Below are 21,320 nucleotides of genomic sequence, written 5' to 3'. Positions count from 1 at the left end.
CCCGGCCCCGGGAACGCCGGAGGCCCGCCGGACGGAAGGTGTCCGGCGGGCCCCGCTGAGGTGTGGGTCGGGTCAGGTACTGGGAACGGCCCGGTTCCCGTCGGTCAGGGTGCTCAGCCCGGGTGCGGCGGCGTTCCCGGGGAACTCCCCCGCGGCCCCTCGCACCTGGTCCGCGATCGAGGTCGCCAGGACCAGCGCGTCGGGCATCGGGCCGATGTCCGACGTGTCCCCGTTGACCAGTGCGTCCCAGTCGGCGTCAGCGGTCCTCCCGGTCTCGTCCACGATCAGCGCCACCGTCTCGGACGGCCTGGACAGCATCTGCGCGAAGAGCACGCGTTCGACCACGCGCATCTGTTCCGCGGTGAGGCCGTCCAGATAGTAGGTCTGCTTCTCCCAGCCGAACGGCTCGTACGAGAAGCAGCACGTCAGGTCGACGTCCGGGGAGAACCACCACTCCACGTTGAGCGTGCCGACCGCTGAGCCGACGAGCTCGGCCACGGTGGCCGCGGGCAGGGGCACCTGGCCGCCGTCGACGTCCAGGAGGATCGCCGATCCCCCGACCGGATGCTCGAGCGAGATCCCGGCCTCGGCGAAGGCCCGCGTCAGGGTGTCGAACCCGGCCCGGGTGGTCCGGGTCCGGTACCACGAGAGGTAGGCGTCGGACATGGTCAGCAGCTCGCTTCGGGGATAGGCACGTGCTCCGCTCCTGCTTCCACACGATGTCAGGCCGTCGTCCGAGCGTTCGGCCGGGGCTTCCGGCATGGCGTGACGGCCGATGGGGGCGTACTCGATGGGGGGCGTGGCCGAGTCGGCTCTTCGCCGTGTTCCTGTTGCTTCCGGTACCGGCGTCTCGACCGCCGGCCGATCGTACGACGGCGCGCCGGCCGTCGGCGTCGACCACCTCTGGCGGACACCTCTGTGGCCCTGTCGGGATACTCCCGACAGGGCCACAGATTTGCTGCTGCATGCAGATCTGATGCGAAGGTCAGGCCCTGCGACTGCGGCCTGGCCCGACCCTCCGCTCCACACCGCGCTGGAAGTGGTCAGCGTTCTTCAACGATTTCGATCGTGGCGCCGAAGTGACGTTGAAGATCACGGGCGAACTCCTCGCCTCCCCTTCCGGGAACCACGTGATGCCACCAGGCAAACACCTTCGGATCAGAAAGGTTGATACGCACGGTCGCAATCTCGCGGAATCGCTCGTCGACGACATTCACAGCATGCGAGAAATCGTCGAACCCTTCCATTCCCCTCAGAGAACGGTCCGCGAGTCCACGCTCGATCGCATCCCGGACACGAAGGTCATGGAAGTACTCGGGGAGCACGTCGTCGTAACCTTCGACGCACACGGCCACGAACTCTCTCCACGACGCCAGGTCCCGCACGGCGGAAACACCCTCATCTCGCCCTGCCCTGACCTGTACTTGCTCGTACCCTTGCAGGAAATCAGTTCCGATTCCCAAGATTCTCCACCACCTCTCGAAGGGAACACGCGGGGCATCCCGTCACTCGACAAAGGACCCGCCGTACTTTGACTGCTGTTCCCTCATGTAGTCATCCAGATTCCCGCCCGGACGGAAGAAGGTCTGAATATTCCCTCGACTGTCCAGCACTCCGAAATAGCCAGTTCCATGATCCGCTCGGAACAGCGTCCCATCGTTCGACACCAGGTCACCACGACGAGGACTTCCGGACATGAATTTACTGGCCGCTTCCTTGTAGGCCCTGAATCCACCAGGACCATTGAATTCGGCCATGTCCGGCTGATGGTAACCGTGCGCCCCGGTCCAGTTCCCCTTCTTGTTGAGCTGCACTCCAAACGCATGCTTCATGTAGTGCCGAAAGGCTGACATGGGAGAATTGAATTCCGGCCCACAGTTCGAGTTGTGTACAAGTACCGGCGTGGCCCCCGCCAGCACATAGTACGTGTGCAGTTCCTCGACGGTGAGGTTGTACGTGTCCTGATGTGCCTGGTAGGCGTGCGTGCCCAGGACGGTGACGGTGGCGCCGTCGTCCGTCCGCAGGGCCATTCCGGGCTTCAGGTCGGCGGCGTTCAGCCAGGCGTGCTCCGACTCCGACCAGAACGGGTGGTGGTCGGTGGTGTGGATGGTGCTGGCGTCGCCGGGAGTTCCGACCTTCACATCGACGTAGGACTTGTCGTCCTTGGTCAGGAAGGTAGTGGTGACGGTCTCGCCCGCGGTGTACCCGGTCTCGGGGTCCGTGGCGCGCACCCGGTCACCAGGCCTGAGGTCCTCGATCGGCTTGCTGGAACCGTCGGCGAGAAGTACCTCGGTCCCTGCCAGGAAGCTGTTGCAATGGTCCAGGAGCCGGCCCGCGGAGAACCCGTTCCCGCTGGGTGGCCGTACCGGCATCTCGACCGAGCGCGGCGTCTGCTCCTCGTGGAAGACCTTGTTGACAATCCTGCTGAACAGGCGGCTGAGCCGGCCGGAGTTCTTCGCCGTGGCCTCCGCCAGGCCGATCTCGGGCGCGGCGGGTGACGGTACGAACGGAACGGACGAGTAGCCGACGATGTAGCCGAACTTGTAGGCCTTGGTGTCCTTGTCCTCACCCCGGATGGTGTCGTGGACGCTGAACGGGGTGTTGCCGTTGCGGTCGTTGCGGACGTCCTGGGCGGCCCCGTCGGTCCATCCGAGCGCGTCTGTGATGCTGTAGACGCCTTCTGAGAAATCGTAGAAGCCGTCGACAGCACCGTTCCAGGCACCCTTGCCCGCGTCGCTGACGGCGTTGACGACGCTGTCCACCCAGCCCCAGAGCAGACCGGTCGGATCCGACAGCGTCACCGGGTTGCCGTTGGCGTAGGCGTACCCGTTCATCTGCAACGGGTCGCTGATGTCGATCACCGGGTCGACCGAGAGGAATCGCCCGGTGACCGGGTCGTACTCACGGGCGCCGATGTGGGTGAGGCCCGTGGTGCTGTCGGTGACGCCGGTGCCCAGGAAGGCACTGCGACCGGGCCAGTTGCCCGGCTCGGCACCGCGGGGGTTGCCGTACGGGCCGAACTTGCGCCGGGTGACGGCCTGGCCGTCGGCGAGTGAGACGGCTGTGGTGGCCGTGCCGAGCCGGTCGGACAACAGGACGCTCAGCTCGTGACCGGTGGGCTTGCCGTGGGTCCTGCGGAGCGTCGTAGGAGCGCCGGGCTGGCTGTAGTAGCGCTCGGCGTTCAGTGCGGTGCCGGCCGAGTCGACCGTCACCGTGGTCTCACCCAGGTACAAGGTGCGGGTGGTGGCCGTCTTCTCGACGAGGCGATCGCCCTGGGCGTCGTACAGGTAGCTGGTGGTGTCGCCCGCGGTCCAACGCTGGGCGTCGCCCGCGGCGCAGTCGCTGAGCTGCAGGTTCCGTCCGTCGGTGAAGTCCGCGGAAGGAACAGCCACACACTTGCCCGAGGCGGCCTGGTACAGCGAGTCGTCGGCCGCGCGGCGCGTGAAGGTCTGGGCCGCGCTGCCGTCGCAGGCGGACAGGACCAGGTTCGTGCCGGAGGCCGTGGCGCACTTGCCCATGGCCCGCAGGGTGTCCCCGGTGAACTGCCACTGCTGGGCCGGAGTTCCGTTGCACCGGTACAGCTGGACGGGTGTGCCGTCGGCCGTCTTGGCGCCCTCCACGTCCAGGCATTTGCCCGACGCGTTGACCACTGCTCCCTTGCCGGTGCCGAAGCCCGAGACCGAGGTGACCTTGTTGCGGCGGTCCCACTCCAGGTTCTGGGTGTCACCGCCCAGCGTGCGGGTGATGGTGTTGCCCGTCACGTCATAGCCGTACGTGGCCATCGAGGTGGCATTGGAGCCGGGTTCGCGGACGACGGAGTCGACGCGGGTCAGGGCGTGCGGCCGGGTGACGGTGCTGGGCTGGGTTCCGTTGTTGCCGGAGGTGACGCCGTAGTCGTAGGTGTAGGTGTCGTCGAGCGCGGGGTCGTTCAGGTCGTGGTCGACCAGTTCGGTGCGGTTGCCGACCGAGTCGAAGTCGTAGGAGTACCAGTAACCGTCGCCGTCGGGGCCGGCGGTCACGTCCTTCGGGTCGGGGCCCGCACCGCGCTCCCCCGAGGCCTGCGGGCAGCCACCCGTCGCACCGGTCCAGGCGTTGCGGAGCTGCCCCATCGGGTCGTAGGAGAAGCACTGCCGATCGCGGCTGCCGTCCGCGCGCACGTCGGTGATCCAGGTGACGTTGCCGGCGATGTCGTAGCCGTACCACGTGTCGTCGAGCCGGTGCGGGCCCGCTGTCTCGCGGTCGTACACGCTGCGGGTCAGGCGGCCGGTGTGGACGTCGTACTCGTTGGTGGACCACACCCGGTGCCCGGACTCACCGGAGACGGTGCGCAGGACCTGGCCGTAGGGGCTGTAGTCGGCGTCGGAGGTGTACCAGTTCAGACCGGAGGTCGTGAGGGGGACGCCGTCGCCGTTGTAGCGGGTGACGACGCGTTCGGCCGCCAGACCGCCGGGGGCCGCGGGCAGGTCGGTGTACAGCGGCTTGCCGGTGTCGGTGTAGCCGTAGCCGTAGCTGTAGCTGCCGGCCAGGCCCTTGGTGGCCTCCGTGTCGGGAACGGTGGTCCGTGTTCCGGTGACGCGGTACTCGCTGTCGTACCCGGTGACCTCGTTGACGAAGGCCTCACCGGAGTAGTAGCGGGCGGACGAGGCCAGTTGCCCCTTGCCTCCGGACACGGAGTCGTACGTCCACTTCGCCACCAGGGTGCCGTCCGCTGCGTCGTCGCGCAGTGCCGTCCTGCGACCGAGCACATCGTAGGCGGTGTACTGACGGCGACCCGCCCCGTCCTGCGACCAGATCTGGCGGTCGAGGTCGTCGTAGCCGAACGTGAACGTCCCCAGATCCGGGTCCGTGGCGCCGGTCAGGCGACCTCGGGCGTCGTGCTCGTAGCTCCAGGTGTTGCCCTGGGCGTCCGTGACCTTCGACAGGGTGTCGCGAGCGTCATAGACGTAGTGGGTGTTCTGGCCCTCGTGCAGGCCGACGTCCGTGTAGTAGCGGACGGCCCGGGTGCGGCCCAGGGTGTCCGTGAACGTCTTGACGGCGTTGCTGCCCAGGCGCGTGGAGGTGCCGTCGCCGGTCTTCCCGCTCCAGACGAGGGTCCAGTCGCCGCCGTACTTGTAGACGGTGGAGGCGTCCGGGTCGCCCTCGTGCAACTCGGTCGCCTTGACGGGGCGGCCCATGCCGTCGTAGGCGGTCTGGGTCGACGCGGGGATCTGGAACACCGATTCCGGCACGAAGATCTCCGTGTCCGGTTCGCCCTTCGCCAGGTATCCGTGGTCGGTCTGCTCGACGGTGCCGGAGGCATTGTGGAAGACGTCGGTGACCAGGCGGCCTCCGCCCAGGGCCTCGGACTGGGTCTGCCGCGGGCGCAGCAGACCGTCGTAGATCGTCACCGAGTCCTCGTAGGTGCCGTTGTCCCGCAGGGTGCTGCTGGTGACGGCGGGCGGCTCGTCGGCGCCGATCTGGTAGGCGAACCGGTGAACGGCCTTGTCGGTGCCCTGCTTGTGCGAGGGCGTCCACACCGCGGTGGTGCGGCCCAGGTCGTCGTAGGTGGCGGTGGTCCTGCGGTCGTTGGCGTCGGCCACCGTCAGCGGGGTGCCGCGCCCCGGGTCGACGAGGGTCGACCGGGTGAACCCGGCCGCGTCGGTGGTCGTCGTGGTGAAGGCCGGCCCCGTCGCGGGGGTGTACGCCGTGGTCGACTTGTGGCCCTGCGCGTCGGTGACGCTCAGTACACGGCCCAGGGCGTCGTACGCGGCGCGGGAGGTCGTGACCCAGCCCGAGCCGTCGCCCTGGACGGTGTCCACCTGGTACGGCAGGCCCCGGGTGGGCGCCGTGCCGAAGGCGTTCAGCGCGTCGTAGGAGGTCCGCGCGTCGGACACCACCTCGTCCGCGCTCGCGGTGGGGGCGTGGTCGCAGTCGCCGGCCGTGGTGCGCACGCGCTGGACGAGCCCGATGAGGTGCTCGGCGGTGTTGTGCACGTAGGTGGTGGCGGTGCACTGCCGGTCGCCGGTGGTCAGCTTTCCGTCGGCGTCCGGGGTCAGGGTGGATCGGTAGGAGGTGAGGGGCAGGCCGTAGGTACTGTCGACCGTGGTGACCGTCCGCACGGTGCGCTCGTGGCCCGTGCTGGTCATCCGGGCCGCGTCGGTGCGGGTGACCCCGGTGCGCCAGGCGTCCAGGTCGGGCAGGCCGTCGCCGCGCTCGCGGGTGGCGGTCTTCTTGGCCCACGGCACGGTCACCTGCCGCGAGGCGACGGTGCCGCCGGACTTGGTGTAGACGATCGTCTCGGCGGTCAGCCCCTGGTAGGGGAGCAGGTCCTCGGCCAGGGAGGCGCCCTGCGAGTCCTTCACGGTGACCTCGGCCCGGCCCGCGTCACGCGACATGCCGCGGAAGAACCGCAGCCGGGCCTGGGACTGCTCGGTGGCCTTGTTGCCGCCGGTCCCGGCGGTGACGCCCTTCTTCACCAGCACCGAGGCGTAGCCGCGCCACTGACTGTAGGTGCGCAGGGCGGGCTTGCTGAACTCGTCGGTGTCCTTGGCCCAGGCTCCGTCGCCCTCGTACGTGTAGGTGGTCACCACATCGGGCTGGCGGGCGACCCGGTCCTTCTCGGTCACCTTGGTGACCACGTACTTGTTGAACCACTCGATCTTCGGGGTCTTCAGGTCGGGGTCGGGCGACCAGTGCACCGGGAAGCAGCGGGTGCCGTTCGTCTTCGGGTCGGGTGCGGAACCGCTCGGGCACGGCGTGGAATAGGCGACCTGGATCTCGCCGCCGGTCTCGGTGCGGATGGTGGCCACGCGCAGCCGGTCGAAGTCCGGTGTCGGGTCACTGGCCGAGCGGGCCACCCGGTTGGGCATGTCGTCGACGTTCGGCAGGAAGGTCACGGGCGGCAGGGACGTGCCCGAGCCGTCGGTTCCGTAACCGGTGCGGGTGATGGAGTCCAGCCACAGCGGCGGGTGCGTGTCGGTGCGCTGGCGCGGGAAGGACTGCTCCAGCGCCCAGTGGTCCACCTTCGACAGCGCGGTGGAGCCCTCGGTGCGCTGGGCGTAGGTGGTCACGCCGGTCAGCCGCTTGCGGGTCCAGAAGGTGGGCGCGCTGACGTAGCAGTTCTTGACGTCCGCGGTGCAGTTGAGCGTGGAGGGGGTGTCCCACCAGGGCTGCTTGTCCTCGTAGTTCTTCGAGGTGAACTCGGTGTCGGAGCAGTCGACCGCACCTTCGGCCACGCACCGCTCGGACACGGAGAACGTCACCTTGGCGGACGGTGCGCCGCCCAGGTCGTCGGCGCGCAGGCCGTAGCGGATCTGCTTGGGGTAGCCGCCGCGCACGTAGGAGACGTGCTGCTTGAACTTGCCGTTCTTGGCGTAGTGATTGGTCTCGCGGGCCCAGTCGACGACCATCGCGTTGCCGTGGACGTCCTCGACGTAGTCGAGGTTCCAGCGCCAGGCCTGGGTGCAGGCCGAGTCGGCGAAGGCGGTCTTGTGGCAGGGTTCGCCCGCGTGGTTGCCGAAGACCGGTGCGGTGAAGACGGAGTTCGTGTCGGCGAGTCCGCCGCCCACCTTGTTGCGGCCGAACCAGTAGCGGGTGCCGTCGCGCGTGGTGACGATCCAGTACTCGCCGTCGTTGTCGCCGTTGCCGTTGGTGCTCGACGTCTTGTGCTCGACGCGCTCACCGCCGTCGGACGACGGTGTCCAGTCCCCGGAGGCGTCGTCGTGCACCAGGTCCGTCGTGGTGCCGCCGAGCGACATCACCACGTTGTCGGAGGCCCAGCACAGGTCGGCCTTCTTCTTGTCGGTGCCGTTGTCGTTGTTCGGGCTGCCGTCGAGGTCGTCGGAGCACGTGCGGTAGCGGCGTTCGATGAAGCCGGGGTGGTAGCTCCAGCCGTCGCCCACCCAGGAGGCCTGGCCGTTGGCGACCGATGTCTTGCCGTCGACCGCTTGCGACGAGTAGTTGAGGGCGATCTTGGGGGCGGGGCCGGCGGGCGGCTTGGGAATCGTCAGCGGGTACGTCCACGAGAAGCCGCCGCCACTGCCGCCCGCCGTCCAGGTGCCGGACGGGGAGAGGTCGGTGGCCTTGTAGGTGCCGCCCGCACCCGACGCGGAGTCCGTGGCGGCGAGCACCATCGGACCGCCACCGGACTGCGCGGTCAGGCCCTCGGTCTGCGCGGTGGCCGGGTCCACGGTGGCGCGTACGGTCTCGGTGCCCGGGTCGTTCTCGGTGGGCACCTCGGTGGGGGTGGCGCAACCGTCCTGCTCCGGTGCGGTCAGGAAGCACTCGGGGAGCTGCACCAGTTGGAGCCGGGAGGCCCATTCCGTGCCGTACAGGTCCTCGAACTTCCCGTAGTCCAGCTGGACGTCGACCGGGGTCGCGCCGCTCGACGGCGGGGTCACCGTGATGATCGCGCCGTCGACGGAGGCGTCCTCGGTGCTGGAACGCGGTTGTACCGCCACGTTCCAGGTGCCCGTGGGGGCGGGAGGCTCGGGGTCGGACTCGGTGGGCGAGGCCTTGCCGATACTCACCGGCAGGTCGCCGGCCTGCACCAGCCGGTCGCCGGACGCGTCCAGCGCCACAGCGGCCGAACCGCCGGGCGGAGGCGCGGTCTTGGTCGGGTTGTACTCGTCGGGAGGCGTCAGCTCGCCTTCCCAGTCCTCGTACTCGCCCGCCTTCGCCTCGTCCAGTGAGGCAGCGGTGCTCTTCTGAAGATCCGTCAGCGGCACATCGTCACGCGCGTGCGGGGCGATGGCCCACGCCGCGCTCGGCAGCAACGCCATGCACAGCGCCATGGAGACGCTGACGGCGGCCGCCCGAATCCGGAGCGGCCGCTGGTCGGCACGGAACGCTCTGACGGAAGGCAAGCGGAATGAACGCGCCGGAACCGGCGACATGTGGCTCCCCCCACACCCACTGCGAACCACGGTCGGGTAGCCCACAGAAAATTGACAAACAGCGCACAGATTCTGCGACGGGTGATCACACGAAATCCACCGGCGATCGTCTCACGTGACGTCAATCACATGAAATGAAGGGAACCTTTCGGCTTGTTTCCTCACGCGGTGCACGGATTCATGCGATGAACGGCCATCTCGTGATCACCCGAACAAGCTTCCCCTTGCCGCGGTTACATGCCCGAGCCGGACATCTACGTGATCACATCGCCCTCAGATGCCCCTTATGCCGGGGTGAATCGGCCGTACCTCTCCTCCGTCCGGCGCATCGATCAAGCTCCCACCTGCGGTAGCCGCCGCGGCGAGGCCCGCGGGCGGAGGCCGGCAGGTACACCGCCGCCGCACCGGACCACGCGTGACGAATCGTCGAACGATGGGCCATGCTCTGCTGGCGTCAATTCCGGGCGGTGATGCGACAGGACCGTTCCACACCGCGTTCCGGACGCCGATCCAGCCGGTTTCTGAGGGCAGACCAGCAGCACAACGCCCCAGGGGGGAGACAGAACATGGAGGCCGCGGACAACGCGGACACGGATGCGGGACAGGCGAATTCCGTATCGGCACGACCACCGACCGAACCCGAAACCGCCCCATCCGCGGGAGAATCGAGACGTCGGCGCACACACCGGATCAGAGCAGGCCTCGCCGCGCTGGTGGCGGTGGCGATCGCCGTGCCCGTGGGCCTGCACCTGGCCGGCGGCAAGGACTCCGGCACGCCGTCGCGTGAGCGAAGCGACCGCCACTCGAAGGGGCCACTGACCGCCCCGGAGGCCATGCGACGCGCGCGGGTGACCGGCAAGGACGTCGAGGTGACGGCGGAGCGCACACCGAACGCCACCACCTGGGCACAGCCCGACGGACTGTTGCGAACGCGAACGTACAGCGACACCATCCGGGCCGAGGTCGACGGGCGGTGGCAGCCGATCGATCCGACCCTGCGGCACACCGAGAAGGGCTGGGCGGCCACCGCGGTCAACGACCCGATCGTCTTCAGCGACGGGACGCCGGGCGCCGGGCGGAGCTCACGGGACACGGTTCGCGCCCCGCTGCATCCCGCCGGCACCGCCGAGGCCGACGGTTCCACGCCGAACGCGCAGTGGAGCGAACTGATACGGATGACCACCGGCGGTCACGAGATGACGGTCGGCTGGCCCGGCCCGCTGCCCGAGCCGGTGGTGGACGGCCCGCGGGCGCTGTACCGCGGCATACGTCCCGGTATCGACCTGCTGCTGACGGCACGGGACAGCGGCTACTCCCATGTGCTGATCGTGCACGACCGGGCCGCGGCGCACGACCCGCTGCTCGATGAACTGCGCTACCGGCTGTCCGCACCCGAGTTGGCGTTCCGGCTCGACCCCGCATCGCACGCCGTCAGCGCGCTCGACGCAGACGGTGCGGACATGGCCAGCAGCCCCACTCCGTACGCCTGGGACTCCGCGGGCCGCCCCGCCGTGACCCTGGGCGAGCAGCCCCCGTCGCCCAGCGAGGTCGACCCGACGTTCGACCTGCCGGGCCTGGCCGGACCGCAGCCCGGTACCCACGACGCCGCACTGGACACGGCGCTGGAGCCCACCGGCAAAGCCGCGCACGACGCCGTCCTGTCCGTCACGCCGGACCGCGCCCTGCTGGACGCCCCGGACACCGTCTACCCGGTCTTCGTCGACCCCTCCTTCAAGGGTCACAAGAAGAACTGGACGCTGTTGTACAAGCGTTACCCGACCCAGAGCTTCTACAACGGGCAGAACTTCAACGACGGCACCAACGACGCCCGCGTCGGCTACGAGGCCACCACGGGCGGCCTGTCCCGCTCGGTGTTCACCCTGGAGCAGTCCGGCAGTCTGCACGGCGCCACGATCAAGAGCGCGTACTTCCGGGCGCTGCAGACGTATTCCTGGGGCTGCAGCGCCCGGAAGTACGACCTGTGGCTCACCGGCACCATCTCCGGCTCCAGCACCTGGAACCACCAGCCCAGCTGGAACCGCGTGCTGTCCAGTGCCACCAACGGCTACGGCTACAAGTCGGGTTCCTGTCCGGACCGTTGGGTGAAGCTCGATGTGAAGTCCGCCGCTCAGGAGGCCGCGGACAAGAAGTGGGGCTCCATCACCGTCGGGCTGCGCGCCGCGAACGAGAGCGACACCAACTCCTGGAAGAAGTTCCAGGCCAACGGCGAGAACTCGCCGTACATCGAGGAGACCTACAACCGCAAGCCGAACCAGCCGACGGCGCAGACCATGACGCCGGGCCCGGACTGCGACCTCTCCAGCCCCTACTCGGCCGTGGGCAAGTCCGACCTGACCTTCCGCGCCAAGGGCTCCGACCCCGACGGCAACCTGAAGTACCTGCACTTCAGGGTCTGGCCCGACGGCGACAGCGGCCATCGGATCGTCGACCAGTACCTCACCACGGACAGCAACGGCTACGCGGACATCAAGGTCGGCTGGGACAAGTTCTCCGACGGCAAGACCTACGCCTGGGACGTCCGCTCCAAGGACAGCGAGGGCGCGGTGTCGTACTTCGCCCCCGACGGCAGCCAGCCCTGCCGGTTCCAGGTCGATCTCAAGGCACCGCCGTCTCCCACCGTGACGTCCACCGACTTCCCGGCGGCGGACGGCACCGACAGCACCTGGTCCACGGTGCGGTTCGGCACCGCCGGCAAGATGACTCTCACCTCCGCAGCCGAGGTCGTCCGGTACGAGTACAGCTTCAACTCGACCGGCTTCGGGCACAAGGCGAACGCCGACTCGCAGGGCAAGGCCACCTTGAGCGTCACACCACCGGAGGCAGGGCCCAACATCCTGTACGTGCGGGCCGTCGACGGCGTCGGCAACATCTCCCGGCAGACCGCCTACCGCTTCTACGTCTCGCCACGCGCCGAGCCGGACGGCGCAGGTGACACCACCGGCGACGGTCAGCCCGACCTCTTGGTGATCACCGACACCGGACGTCTCAAGGCCTTCCCGGGCGACAGCCGCGGTGACCTGCACACCGGGATGGACGCCTCCTACGACACCTCCTCCGGTAAGGCCGTGCCCACCCCGGACGGCTATTGGACCGACGCGCTGATCACTCACAACGGGGACTGGTTCGCGGGCGACGGCGTCCAGGACCTGCTCGCCCGCACGGCCGACGGGAACCTCTACGTCTACCCCGGCGACGGCTACAGCGGCTTCGACGTCTCCCGGCGCCAGCGGGTCCTGCTGCCCGCCGGAGCCCCCGACGCCTCGCAGCTCACCCAGATCCTGTCCGCGTCGGACGTGGACGGAGACGGCAGGCCCGACATGTTCGCGAACTACGGCGCCCAGCTGTGGATCTTCACCGGGTACACCGGAGGCAGCTTCGCCACCGCGCACAAGATGACCAACAGCGCCTGGGACGGCCGTGACCTGGTCCTCGTCGACGACGTGACCGGGGACGGAACGGCAGACCTGATCTTCCGCACCTACAGCAGCGGCCGGCTCTACCTGCGCGAGGGCAAGCCCGGACCGGGGGGCAGGGCGACCGACATCCTGTCGCTGGGCCTGGCCTCCACCTCCCGTACCGGCGCCGACGCCGTGTACGGAGAGTCGGGCTGGGCGACGGACAACATCCCGCACCTGATCGGTACGCCCGACGCCGACGGTGACGGCATCCCCGACCTGTGGGTGATGTTCAAGAGCGGAAACGTCTACCTCTACCCGGGCGGGCGCACGACGCACGGCAGCCCCCGCAAGGTCATCGACGAGGCGGGCGAGCACAGCGACTGGAAGCGGCCGGTGAGCCTGGGCTGATCCGGCGCCGAGCCGGGTGAGGGGCGTGGCAGGGGGCGCGTGCAGCGGTCCCCGCCGCGCCCCTCACCGGTGTGCGGACGGCCCGCGCGCGGAGGCCGGACGGGTCCGGCCCCGACGACGTCGTCCTCCACACGGAACGCTCACAGGCCATCGGCCACGCCGACGACCTGTCCTCACCGTGACCGGACGCGCGGGGCTCGACACCGCCCGGGCCCCGCGCCCTGCCGGTGTCTTCCGGCGGGCTCGGGGGCCCGGTGCCGTGCCTCAGTGCGCGGTGCGGGCGTGGACGTCCTCCACGAGCCGGGTGAGGGCGTCGGGGTCGGTGGACGGCATCACACCGTGGCCGAGGTTGAAGATGTGGCCCTCCAGGCCGGCGGCCGTCCGAAGGACCTCGCGGGTCTTGGCCTCGACGGCCTCCCGCGGGGCGAAGAGCACCGTCGGGTCCAGGTTGCCCTGGAGCGCCTTGCCGGGGCCGACGCGGCGGGCGGCCTCGTCGAGGGGGACGCGCCAGTCGACGCCGACGACGTCGGCGCCCGCCTCGCCCATGAGGCCGAGCAGTTCGCCGGTGCCGACGCCGAAGTGGATGCGCGGGACGCCGTAGTGCTCCACGGCGCGGAAGACCTTGGCGGAGGCGGCCATCACCGAGCGGCGGTAGTCGACGGGGGCGAGGGCGCCCGCCCAGGAGTCGAAGAGCTGGATCGCGGAGGCGCCGGCCTCGATCTGCACCTTCAGGAAGGCGGCCGTGATGTCGGCGAGGCGGTCCAGCAGGTCGGCCCACAGCTCGGGGTCGCCGTACATCATCGCCTTGGCGTTCTCGTACGTCCGGGACGGACCGCCCTCGACGAGGTAGCTCGCGAGGGTGAACGGCGCGCCGGCGAAGCCGATGAGCGGGGTGCTGCCGAGTTCGCGGGTGAGCAGGCCGATGGCCTCGGTGACGTAGGAGACGTCGTCCGGGGTGAGGTCACGCAGCCGGGCCAGGTCGGCTCGGGTGCGGATGGGGCGCTCGACGACCGGGCCGACGCCGGGCTTGATGTCGAGGTCGACGCCGATCGCCTTGAGCGGAACGACGATGTCGCTGAAGTAGATCGCCGCGTCCACGCCGTGCCGGCGCACCGGCTGCAGCGTGATCTCGGTGACCAGCTCCGGCCGCATGCAGGACTCCAGCATCGGGATGCCCTCGCGCACCTTGCGGTACTCGGGCAGGGAGCGCCCGGCCTGCCGCATGAACCACACCGGGGTGTGCGGGACGGGCTCACGCCTGCACGCCTTCAGGAAGGGGCTGTCGTACGTCACTGTCGGCTGCTGGCCCGTGGGGCTTCCGTTCGCACTCACGACGGCAAGTCTCGCACGGCCCCGGGGGGCGCTGCTCCCGCGTCCGCCCGCGCGCCCGGTGGGCCGTCGGCTGGTGTCTTGCCCTGCGCGAAGGCCCGCTTCCCCTTAACCTTCCCCGCATGGCTGCGGCTCAGGAACGACTGTCGGACGGCACGGGCGGAATGGACGAGGCGAAGGACAACAGCGGGGAGGGATCGGGGGGCGGGTCGGTTCCACCGCCGTTCCGGGCCGCAGTGGACGCACTGCGCACCGCGCGCTTGCGCCCGCAGGTCGAGGTCGAGCCGACACGGGCGCCACAACGGCTCGCGCCGTTCGCGTACGCGCTGGAGGCCGCGGTCGTCGACGGCGACCAGGACCTGGCGGACGGCCGGCTGGTGCTGCTGCACGACCCGGCCGGGCACGACGCCTGGCGGGGCACCTTCCGGCTGGTGACGCTGGTGCGGGCGGACCTGGAGGCGGAGATGGCCGCCGATCCGCTGCTTCCGGAGGTGTGCTGGTCCTGGCTGACGGGGGCGCTGCAGGCGCGCGGCCTGACCTACGGCGAGCCGAGCGGCACGGTCACGCGCGCGAGCTCCCACTACTTCGGCGGGCTCGCCGCGCGCCCCGCGGCCTCGCAGATCGAGATCCGTGCCTCCTGGACCCCGCGCGAGGGGCTGGGCGATGTCCCGGACACGGCGGCCCATCTGGCGGCCTGGTGCGATCTGCTGGCCCAGATCGCCGGTCTGCCGCCGGCCGGGCCGGGCGACGCCTCGGTGGTCACCCTGCCGCAACGGCGGGGGCCCGAGTCGCGCTGAGCCCGGCCACCCGGGCACCACGTATCCGGCCCGTAATCCTTTACGGGCTCGTCTTGGGCATCTCTTTGTCGATACGGACACTTTGCGACTTGCCTCGCCACCCAAACGGGCCCGATCGCGCCCGACCGATCCGATTCGATCTTCGGATGATCGAGCGCATGTCCGAATTGCACGGATTGTTACTCACTAGATCGTGATCATTCTCTAAAGCCCACCGGGGTCGGTGCCGAAGACGACTGTGACCTTGAAAGCAGGGTTCGTCCCCAATCCCGCACCCCAGGAGGCCTGGTGTCCGTTCTCCTCGAGCAGCCCTCAAGCCTGGTCGCCTACCGCCCGAACAAGCCCACCGCCATGGTCGTCGTCGCCGACCCGCGCGTCCGCTCCACCGTCACCCGCCACCTGTGGGCGCTCGGTGTGCGCGACGTCATCGAGGCCTCGTCCATCGCGGAGGCTCGTCCCCGCATCGGCAACCCGCGCGACATCTGCGTCGCCGACGTCCACCTGCCCGACGGCTCCGGCCTGACCCTGCTGTCGGAGACCCGCGCCGCGGGCTGGCCCAACGGGCTCGCCCTGTCGGCCGCCGACGACATCGGCGCCGTGCGCAACGCCCTCGCGGGCGGCGTCAAGGGCTACGTCGTCACCGGCACCCGCACCAACGTCGGGCTCCCCACCCGGCCCGGTGCGGCCCCCATCGGCGCCGCCGCCGCACGCATGCACCGCCGCCCCCCGGGTGCCCCGAGCCACCCGGGCGGCTACCGCGAGCTGTCAGGCCGCGAGGTGGAGGTGCTGCGACTGGTGGCGGAGGGCCAGTCGAACAAGGCGATCGGCGTCTCGATGGGCCTGTCCGCGCTCACCGTCAAGAGCCACCTCGCCCGCATCGCCCGCAAGCTCGGCACCGGCGACCGGGCCGGCATGGTCGCGGTGGCCCTGCGGACCGGGATCATCCACTGAGCCGTCCACCCGCCCGCTCCCGTCCCAGCCCCACCGCCTCCCACCTCCTTCCGCCTCCCTCGCCCCCTCTCCTGTCCCCCCACCCCCACCCGCGACTTCACTGACGTGAACGGGATCGGCCGCTGTTCCCGGCCGCGTCACCCCCCTCCCCCGTGAACCCGCTTCAGGCACCGCGCTGACTGGTTTGCGACCCCTGAGCGCCCGTCGACGGAACGTTCCGTCGACGGGCGCTGTCCGTGGATGGATACCCTTGACATGTGACCGACGCCCAAAACACCGCAGCAGACACTTCACTGCGAACCACCGGAGGCGCCCCTCCGGACGACGGCGGATCTTCTGCTGAAGGGGCGCCGATTCCTCTGCTGGACCCACGCGAGGGCATCCCGCCCGTGATCGCGGACGAGGCCGCGCTCGCCGAGGTCGTCGCCGCGTTCGCCGCCGGGACCGGACCTGTGGCCGTCGACGCCGAGCGGGCCTCCGGCTACCGGTACGGCCAGCGCGCCTACCTCGTGCAACTGCGCCGCGAAGGCGCGGGCAGCGCACTGATCGACCCCGTCGGCTGCCCCGACCTGTCCGGTCTGGGCCAGGCCCTGTCCGGTGTCGAGTGGGTGCTCCACGCCGCCACGCAGGACCTGCCGTGCCTGCGCGAGATAGGCATGGTCCCGACGCGGCTCTTCGACACCGAGCTGGCCGGACGGCTCGCCGGGTTCCCGCGGGTCGGCCTCGGTGCCATGGTCGAGAACGTGCTCGGCTTCGTCCTGGAGAAGGGCCACTCCGCCGTCGACTGGTCCACCCGGCCGCTGCCCGAGCCCTGGCTGCGCTACGCCACCCTGGACGTCGAGCTGCTGGTCGACCTGCGCGACGCGCTGGAGAAGGACCTGGACCGGCAGGGCAAGCTGGAGTGGGCCCTGCAGGAGTTCGAGGCGATCGCCTCGGCCCCGCCGCCCGAGCCGCGCAAGGACCCCTGGCGGCGGACGTCCGGCATGCACAAGGTGCGGCGGCGGCGGCAGCTCGCCGTCGTCCGGGAGATGTGGCAGACCCGCGACCGGATCGCCCAGCGACGGGACGTGTCGCCGGGCAAGGTGCTCTCCGACACCGCGATCGTGGAGGCGGCCCTCGCCCTGCCGGGCCAGGTGCACGCCCTCGCCGCGCTGAACGGCTTCGGCCACCGCATGGGGCGGCGACAGCTGGAGCAGTGGCAGGCGGCCGTCGACCGGGCCAAGTCGCTTCCCGAGTCGGAGTTGCCGCAGCAGGGGCAGCCGGTACTCGGTCCGCCCCCGCCTCGGGCCTGGGCGGACAAGGACCCCGCCGCAGCGCAGCGGCTGTCCGCAGCACGGGCCGGGGTGACCGCGCTGGCCGAGCAGCTGAACCTGCCGCAGGAGAACCTCGTCGCGCCGGACACGGTGCGCAGGATCTGCTGGGAGCCGCCGAAGTCGGTCGACGCGGAGTCGGTGCGGGCCGCGCTCGCCGGGTACGGGGCGCGCCCCTGGCAGGTCGAACTCGCCACACCGGTCCTGGTCGGCGCGCTGTCCGCGTAGCCGTCCACCGGGGCGGGCGGCGACCACCGGTCGGCACCCGCCCCCGGTCGTACGGGGCGGCTGCGGCGCGCTCCGGGCCCGGGCGACCGGCGGGCGGCGGGCGCGCATCGGCGGCAGCGATCGGCCTCGCGGCGCCGGGACGGGCACCGCTGGGCGACACACCCCTGGAGCCGCACTCCGGGTCCCTCCCGGCGCCCGCCGACCTCCTGGCGTCGCCCCGATTCGCACGCCGAGCCCCGGGCCGAGCCCTCTTCCACCGGCCGAACGGCCCCGGAAAGAGGGACAGGAGCGTCGAAATCACGCCAAGATCCTGCGCGAGCGGGCGGCGAACGGGGAAGGGAACAGGAGGCGGAGCCGTGGCGCCGGAGGCGGCACGGACGGCGACCCCGTCGGCAGGAGCGACGGACGCCGTCGCCCCCGCCTGCCGGCCGCCACCGGCCCGCGGCCGTGCCGGTGGCGGCGACCGCGGCGGGGCCGGCTCCGCCCCGACGGGAACACCGTCGGCTCCGCCAAACAGTGTGACCTTCGCCGCTTGAGCCTCCGGGACTGGGCAGCAACATTACCCATGAGTAGCATGGGCCTGAGCGCACGCTCAGCGTGCCGCGGCAGTGCCATCCCGCACCCTGGAGGAGAGCCATCGTGCCTCGTACCGTCAGGGACGTCGTCTTCGTCGACGGCGTCCGCACCCCGTTCGGCAAGGCGGGCCCGAAGGGCATCTACCACGAGACCCGCGCCGACGACCTCGTCGTGAAGGCGATCCGGGAGCTGCTGCGCCGCAACCCCGGGCTCGACCCCAAGAAGATCGACGAGGTCGCCATCGCCGCGACCACGCAGATCGGCGACCAGGGCCTGACGCTGGGGCGCACGGCCGGCATCCTCGCCGGGCTCCCTCAGTCGGTCCCCGGCTACTCCATCGACCGCATGTGCGCCGGCGCCCTGACGGCCGTGACGACGACGGCGGGCTCCATCGCCTTCGGCGCCTACGACGCCGTCATCGCCGGTGGTGTGGAGCACATGGGCCGCCACCCGATGGGCGAGGGCGTGGACCCGAACCCGCGCTTCGTCTCCGAGAAGCTGGTCGACGAGTCGGCGCTGTTCATGGGCATGACCGCCGAGAACCTGCACGACCGCTACCCGCACATCACCAAGCTGCGTGCCGACGAGTACGCGGTGCGCTCGCAGGAGAAGGCCGCCAAGGCCTACGCGGGCGGCCAGATCCAGCAGGACCTGGTGCCGATCTCGGTGCGCCGCACCAACCCGGAGGCCGGCGAGACGGGCTGGGGCCTGGTCACGGCGGACGAGCCGATGCGCCCGGGCACCACCCTGGAGAACCTGCAGGGTCTGAAGACCCCGTTCCGTGTGCACGGCAGGGTCACCGCGGGCAACGCGGCCGGCCTGAACGACGGCGCCACCGCCTCGATCATCGCGAGCGAGGACTTCGCCCGCGAGCACGGGCTGCCGGTCAAGATGCGCCTGGTCGCCTACGCCTTCGCCGGCGTGGAGCCGGAGGTCATGGGCTACGGCCCGATCCCGGCGACGGAGAAGGCCCTCGCCAAGGCGGGCCTGTCCATCTCCGACATCGGCCTGTTCGAGATCAACGAGGCCTTCGCCGTCCAGGTCCTGGCCCTCCTCGACCACTACGGCATCGCCGACGACGACGCGCGCGTCAACCAGTACGGCGGCGCCATCGCGTTCGGCCACCCGCTGGCCTCGTCCGGCGTCCGGCTGATGACGCAGCTGGCCCGCCAGTTCGAGGAGCAGCCGCACGTCCGCTACGGCCTGACCACCATGTGCGTCGGCTTCGGCATGGGCGCGACGGTCATCTGGGAGAACCCGTACTTCGACGGAGGCGACAAGTGAGCACCACCGCTGAACTCCTGAAGGGCGCGGCCGAGCTCTTCCCGGACGAGGTCGTCACGCAGGCGCACGTACGCCACTTCGACCTGCCGCTGGGTGCCGGGCGCTTCGCCCTGATCACCCTGGACAACGGCCACGACCACACCAAGCCGACCACCTTCGGCCCCCAGTCGCTGGCGAACCTGAACGCCGCCGTCGACCAGGTCGAGAAGGAGGCCTCCGAGGGCGCGATCGTCGGCGTCGGCATCACCGGCAAGCCGTTCATCTTCGCCGTCGGCGCCGACCTCAAGGGCGTCGAACTGCTGAAGGAGTGGGACCACGCCTACGCCATCGGCAAGGGCGGCCACGACGTGTTCAAGCGGCTCTCGGGCCTCGCGGTCCCGACGTTCGCCTACTACAACGGCGCGGCCATGGGCGGCGGGGTCGAGGTCGGCCTGCACTGCACCTACCGCACGGTGTCGAAGGCCGTCCCGGCGTTCTCGCTGCCCGAGGTGTTCCTCGGTCTCGTCCCCGGTTGGGGCGGCTGCACCCTGTTGCCGAACCTGATCGGCGCCGACAAGGCCGTCTCGGTCGTCATCGAGAACAGCCTCAACCAGAACAAGCAGCTCAAGGGCCGCCAGGTCTTCGAACTCGGCATCGCCGACGCCCTCTTCGAGGGTGCGGACTTCCTGGAGCAGTCGCTGATCTGGACCGCACAGGTCCTCAAGGGCGACGTCGTGGTCGAGCGGCCGGTGATCGACCGCGGTGAGGCCTGGGACCAGGCCGTCGCCAAGGGCCGCTTCGTCGCCGACGGCAAGGTGCACGGCGCGGCCCCGGCCGCCTACCGCGCCCTCGACATCATCGCCGCCGCCAAGAACGGCGACCTGGAGCAGGGCTTCGACGCCGAGGACAAGGCGCTCGCCGACCTGATCATGGGTGGCGAGCTGCGCGCCGGCATCTACGCGTTCAACCTCGTGCAGAAGCGCGGCAAGCGCCCCGCGGGCGCCCCGGACAAGAACCTGGCCCGTCCGGTGACCAAGGTGGGCGTCGTGGGCGCGGGCCTGATGGCCTCGCAGCTCGCCCTGCTCTTCCTGCGCCGTCTGGAGGTCCCGGTCGTCCTCACGGACATCGACCAGGAGCGCGTCGACAAGGGTGTGGGTTACGTCCACGCCGAGATCGACAAGCTGCTCGCCAAGGGCCGCGTCGGCCAGGACAAGGCCAACCGTCTGAAGGCGCTGGTCACCGGTGTCCTGGACAAGGCCGAGGGCTTCGCGGACGCGGACTTCGTGATCGAGGCCGTGTTCGAGGAGATGAGCGTCAAGCAGAAGGTGTTCGCGGAGGTCGAGGCGGTCGCGCCCGCGCACGCGATCCTGGCGACGAACACCTCCTCCCTGTCGGTGACGGAGATGGCGTCGAAGCTGAAGCACCCCGAGCGGGTCGTCGGCTTCCACTTCTTCAACCCCGTGGCGATCCTTCCCCTGCTGGAGATCGTCCGCGGCGAGACGACGGACGACGCCTCCCTGGCGACCGCGTTCGCCGTCGCCAAGAAGCTGAAGAAGACCGCGGTTCTGGTCAAGGACGCCCCGGCGTTCGTCGTGAACCGCATCCTCACCCGCTTCATGGGCGAGATCCAGGACGTCATCGACGAGGGCACACCGGTCGAGGTGGCGGAGAAGGCGATCGAGCCCCTGGGCCTGCCGATGTCCCCGCTGGTCCTGCTGGAGCTCGTCGGCCCGGCGATCGGCCTGCACGTCTCCGAGACGCTCAACCGGGCGTTCCCGGACCGCTTCAAGGTCTCCTCGAACCTGAAGGCGGTCGTCGAGGCGGGCAAGCGCGGCTTCTACGTCTACGACAGCGGCAAGCCCGAGCTGGACCCGGAGGTCGCCGCGCTGCTGAAGCAGGGCGAGACCGTCCTGACCGAGGAGCAGGTCCGCGACCGCGTCCTGGACGCCGTGGCCCAGGAGATCGGGCTCATGCTCGACGAGGGTGTCGTCGCCGAGGCGCAGGACATCGACCTCTGCCTCATCACCGGCGCCGGCTGGCCCTTCCACCTGGGCGGCATCACGCCGTACCTGGATCGCGCGGGCGTCTCCGAGCGGGTGAACGGCAAGACGTTCCTGGAGACCGGGGTGGCGTCGGTTCCCGCGTGACCGCAGCACCCCGTGTGAC

Annotated in this window: 10 protein-coding genes; 6 read left to right on the top strand and 4 right to left on the bottom strand. The window is 70.2% G+C overall.

The window, feature by feature from the left end; translation table 11 throughout:
* Positions 1-72: 72 nt before the first annotated feature.
* The 3 genes from JS756_RS22555 to JS756_RS22545 all read right to left on the bottom strand — a co-directional run bounded on the left by JS756_RS22555 (position 73) and on the right by JS756_RS22545 (position 8,759).
* Positions 73-666, bottom strand: a complete 594-nt coding sequence (locus JS756_RS22555) for a hypothetical protein (protein ID WP_205384987.1) — start codon at positions 664-666, stop codon at positions 73-75.
* 377 nt (positions 667-1,043) lie between these two features.
* Positions 1,044-1,463 (bottom strand): hypothetical protein, encoded by a 420-nt coding sequence (locus tag JS756_RS22550; protein WP_205384986.1) that lies wholly within the window; start codon positions 1,461-1,463, stop codon positions 1,044-1,046.
* 42 nt (positions 1,464-1,505) lie between these two features.
* Positions 1,506-8,759: a ricin-type beta-trefoil lectin domain protein gene (locus JS756_RS22545; protein WP_205384985.1), complete on the bottom strand. Its 7,254-nt coding sequence runs from the start codon at positions 8,757-8,759 to the stop codon at positions 1,506-1,508.
* Positions 8,760-9,592: 833 nt separating this feature from the next.
* On the opposite strand from JS756_RS22545, the gene JS756_RS22540 reads away from it, so the two are divergent.
* The gene (locus tag JS756_RS22540) at positions 9,593-12,700 is read left to right on the top strand and encodes an FG-GAP-like repeat-containing protein (protein WP_205384984.1); all 3,108 of its coding nucleotides are present in this window, start codon (positions 9,593-9,595) and stop codon (positions 12,698-12,700) included.
* Between the two features lie 264 nt (positions 12,701-12,964).
* On the opposite strand, the gene hemE is transcribed toward JS756_RS22540, so the two are convergent.
* Positions 12,965-14,032 (bottom strand): uroporphyrinogen decarboxylase, encoded by a 1,068-nt coding sequence (hemE, locus tag JS756_RS22535; protein WP_205384983.1) that lies wholly within the window; start codon positions 14,030-14,032, stop codon positions 12,965-12,967.
* Positions 14,033-14,151: 119 nt separating this feature from the next.
* Here hemE and JS756_RS22530 point away from each other — a divergent pair, with 119 nt between their 5' ends.
* From JS756_RS22530 to JS756_RS22510, 5 genes are all read left to right on the top strand, one after another.
* Complete coding sequence (locus JS756_RS22530) at positions 14,152-14,826, top strand: DUF3000 domain-containing protein (protein WP_205384982.1); 675 nt, start codon at positions 14,152-14,154, stop codon at positions 14,824-14,826.
* Positions 14,827-15,114: 288 nt separating this feature from the next.
* Positions 15,115-15,777: a response regulator transcription factor gene (locus tag JS756_RS22525; RefSeq protein WP_205384981.1), complete on the top strand. Its 663-nt coding sequence runs from the start codon at positions 15,115-15,117 to the stop codon at positions 15,775-15,777.
* A 257-nt stretch (positions 15,778-16,034) separates the two neighbouring features.
* Complete coding sequence (locus JS756_RS22520; RefSeq protein ID WP_205384980.1) at positions 16,035-17,315, top strand: ribonuclease D; 1,281 nt, start codon at positions 16,035-16,037, stop codon at positions 17,313-17,315.
* A 639-nt stretch (positions 17,316-17,954) separates the two neighbouring features.
* On the top strand, positions 17,955-19,175 hold the full coding sequence (locus tag JS756_RS22515; RefSeq protein ID WP_205384979.1) for a thiolase family protein: 1,221 nt from the start codon (positions 17,955-17,957) through the stop codon (positions 19,173-19,175).
* Positions 19,172-21,301: a 3-hydroxyacyl-CoA dehydrogenase NAD-binding domain-containing protein gene (locus tag JS756_RS22510; RefSeq protein WP_205384978.1), complete on the top strand. Its 2,130-nt coding sequence runs from the start codon at positions 19,172-19,174 to the stop codon at positions 21,299-21,301. The genes JS756_RS22515 and JS756_RS22510 overlap by 4 nt, the downstream gene beginning before the upstream one ends.
* Positions 21,302-21,320: the final 19 nt, after the last annotated feature.

It is taken from the genome of Streptomyces actuosus (assembly GCF_016921115.1).
GTDB lineage: Bacteria > Actinomycetota > Actinomycetes > Streptomycetales > Streptomycetaceae > Streptomyces > Streptomyces actuosus_A.
The sequence above is the reverse complement of the archived record's forward strand: the minus strand, read 5'-3'. Positions and strand labels throughout refer to the sequence as shown.

Excerpts from the sequence above, each read along its gene's own strand:
- JS756_RS22555 (WP_205384987.1), bottom strand. The coding sequence starts at position 666 with ATGTCCGACGCCTACCTCTCGTGGTACCGGACCCGGACCACCCGGGCC.
- JS756_RS22545 (WP_205384985.1), bottom strand. The coding sequence starts at position 8,759 with ATGGCGTTGCTGCCGAGCGCGGCGTGGGCCATCGCCCCGCACGCGCGT.
- JS756_RS22530 (WP_205384982.1), top strand. The coding sequence starts at position 14,152 with ATGGCTGCGGCTCAGGAACGACTGTCGGACGGCACGGGCGGAATGGAC.